Here is a 3,116-nt window from a genome sequence, read left to right on the forward strand (position 1 = left end):
CTTTTAATCCTTCCTTTCCTGGTTCAAGACGACCTTCCTGTCAAGGCCAAAGGTATAAGACAAAAAGTCCTGACAATCCTTTAATCCTTCCTTTCAAGACCAAAGGTTCAAGACAAAAACTTTACTCAATCGCCAATGCTTTAATATCTAAAATCTATAACAGCCATAGGTCTAAATACTAACTACTAACTACTACTCACTTTTTCCGATTATTAAAGTTTTTAGCGGAATGTTTATTTTTTCTGAAATATCGAGGGATTACATTTGTACTTTATTTAGATTTAGTACAAATAAACATGAGAATTACTAAAATATTAACCTTACTATTCATGCTATCCGCTGGAACTACTGTGATGGCGCAGACGACAGTTAAAGGAAAGGTCGTTAATCCGAAGGGTAAGGGCTTATCTGAAGTTAATATTTCATCGAATGGTTATGCTGCCAAAACGAACGGTAGTGGTCATTTTGAATTATACATCGGACATCCGGGCGAGTTTGTTCTTGTTGCGAGTGCGGTGGGCTATGAATCTCGTAATATACAGGTGCAGCCGGAAGGACTGGAAACAAGAATTGCTGAATTAGTATTGAATGATAATCATAACAGTATTGATAGTGTTGATGTTGTAGGGTATCATACGGTGAACGACAAGAAACTGGCGGTCGGCAAGGGGGGCATATTAGTGCGCGATCTGCCTCAATCGGTACAGATTATCAATTCACAAGTTATCCGCGATCAGCAGGTGAACCGCTTGAGTGACGTTTTGAAAAATGCGAATGGTGTTGCTTTGGGAGCTAACCGTGGAGGGGTGAATGAAAATTTCTATGCTCGCGGTTATAGCTTGGGATCGAATAATATCTTTAAGAATGGCGCACGAACCAATAATGGGGGATCTATCGAAGCAAGTACGTTAGAATCCGTGGAGATCCTGAAGGGATCTGCTGCTTTATTATATGGTGGTGTATCGGGAGGTGCTGTCGTCAATTTGGTAACCAAGAAGCCAAAGTTTGAGCACGGCGGAGAGGTATCTATGCGTGTCGGCAGCTTCAATCAATACAAGCCTATCGTTGATGTGTATGGTCCGATAAGTAACCGATTAGCATTCCGAATAGTGGGGACCGGCGAATACGCGGAGAGCTATAGAGATAATGTAGAGAGCAAACGTTTTTATGTAAACCCGTCCTTATTGTATAAAATTTCAGAGAAATCAACATTAAATGCGATGTTCGATTACTTAAAAAGTGATTTCACGCCGGACTTCGGAATTGGTTCAATCGACGGGAAGATCGATCATCGTGTTGGAAGAAGCACTTTCCTAAATACGGAATGGGCATACAATAAGACGAATTCCAGCAACGGTCAGTTGGCTTTTTCGCATGACTTCTCCAGCAATTGGAAACTCGACTTGAACGCTAGCTACCAACAATACAACAGAAACTACTTCGGCGCGGAACGAATCCAAGCTAAGGCTGATGGTACAATTTCACGTGCATTGAACAGAACCGAGTCGGAGGAGTTAACTTTCAACCAACAAGCTAACCTAACAGGTACAGTATATACCGGTACGATCAAACATCAGGTGTTGGTTGGCGCAGATTTCGATCAGTCGAACGCAAAAAACTATGCATTCAATATCTATGCAGGTGCCGATCCTTCGAAACCATCCACAGCATATGATGAAATCAACGTTTTTGAAAAGGATTCCTATAAATCAAGAACGGATATACCGGAGACTGATCTGAAAACAAGAACGGCAACCAATGTCTATCGCTACGGCGTATTTGCTCAGGACTTAGTAAGCCTGACAGATAAATTCAAAGTGTTAGTAGGTATTCGCTATACGGAACAAAAGAATAAACAATCGGAGGGTTATGACTATGCTAAAGATTCATCCTATGTCGTTGAGAACAAAACTAAGGACGGTCAGCTGTTAGGAGACAAAAAGGAAAGCGTGTGGTCACCGAAATTCGCTTTGATCTATCAACCGATAAAATCGACTTCCTTCTTTGTGAGTTACGCCAATAACTTCACTTCGAATTCGGGTTATGATAGCGAATTCAGACCAATGGGCCCTTCCATTATCGACCATTATGAAGCTGGGGTGAAAAATGAACTATTCGCGGGCCGCTTGACTGCAAATCTAACGTGGTACCGTATTATCAACGATCGTTTTGCGCAAGCCATCATGGATGAGAGCGGAAATGTTCCGGATGCAAACATGAAGGAATTTACAGGAAAAACCGCTTCTGACGGCCTAGACCTAGATATCACCGGTACGATTATCGACGGCCTAGAGGTCATGGGTGGATATGCTTATAACTTTATGCGCTATCTGGAAACCAATGATAATGGCAGCGTAGAAGGCGTTCGTTTGGTAGGAACTACAGCCCATACAGGAAATGCATCGTTATTCTATACGATCCAAAACGGAGGTGCAAAAGGCCTGAAGTTAGGTTTTTCAACCTACTACACCGGAAAGCGTAACGCCGGCTGGAACAATACTAAAATCAATGAAAGCAAAGGTGAAGATCGTGTAATTCCAATCGATCCATTTACAACATTTGATTTCTCCGCAGGATATACCTACAGAAATTGGAGTATTCTCGGAAAGATCAGCAATATCAGCAATGAGTTTAACTACTATGTACACGAAAACTATAGCGTGAATCCTATTCCGCCAAGAAGTTTTACTACGACGTTGAGCTATAGATTTTAGATTTTAGATTAGATATAAGATTTTAGATATAAGAGTATGGCGCCCTGTTTTTCTGGGCGTTTTTTTTGCTTTTATGTTTTTGAAGGAAGGATGTTTTGATTTGAAGAAGGGAAAGTTTGTCTTGAATACCAGGAAAGGAAGGATAAAAGGATTGGTAGGTTCGGGTTTAAAGGTTAAATATTCACTACGATACTTTTCGGTACTTTTTGTCTTGACCTAGTCGTAAACTGGTTTACTTACTCCCATCTCAAACCCAATTCAAACCCCAATCATAACCGCTCCGAATTGGCTATGATATGGGTAAGAAAGGGGTGTCATATGCTATTCAGTAACAGCAGGTATGTACAGATCCTGTCCATCCTTGTATCCTTGGTTCAGAAGTAGTATTTAGTATTTCCTCTA

General features: G+C 41.1%; 1 protein-coding gene. It reads left to right on the forward strand.

The window, feature by feature from the left end:
* Nucleotides 1-296 precede the first annotated feature (296 nt).
* Nucleotides 297-2,714 (forward strand): TonB-dependent siderophore receptor, encoded by a 2,418-nt coding sequence (locus B2400_RS05310; protein WP_293931624.1) that lies wholly within the window; start codon nt 297-299, stop codon nt 2,712-2,714.
* The last annotated feature ends 402 nt before the right edge of the window (nt 2,715-3,116 follow it).

It is taken from the genome of Sphingobacterium sp. UBA6645 (genome assembly GCF_002455685.1).
In the GTDB taxonomy this organism is placed as follows: Bacteria; Bacteroidota; Bacteroidia; order Sphingobacteriales; family Sphingobacteriaceae; genus Sphingobacterium; species Sphingobacterium hotanense.

What these genes read in the sequence shown, in the direction of transcription:
- B2400_RS05310 (WP_293931624.1), top strand. Translation starts at nt 297, where the DNA reads ATGAGAATTACTAAAATATTAACCTTACTATTCATGCTATCCGCTGGA.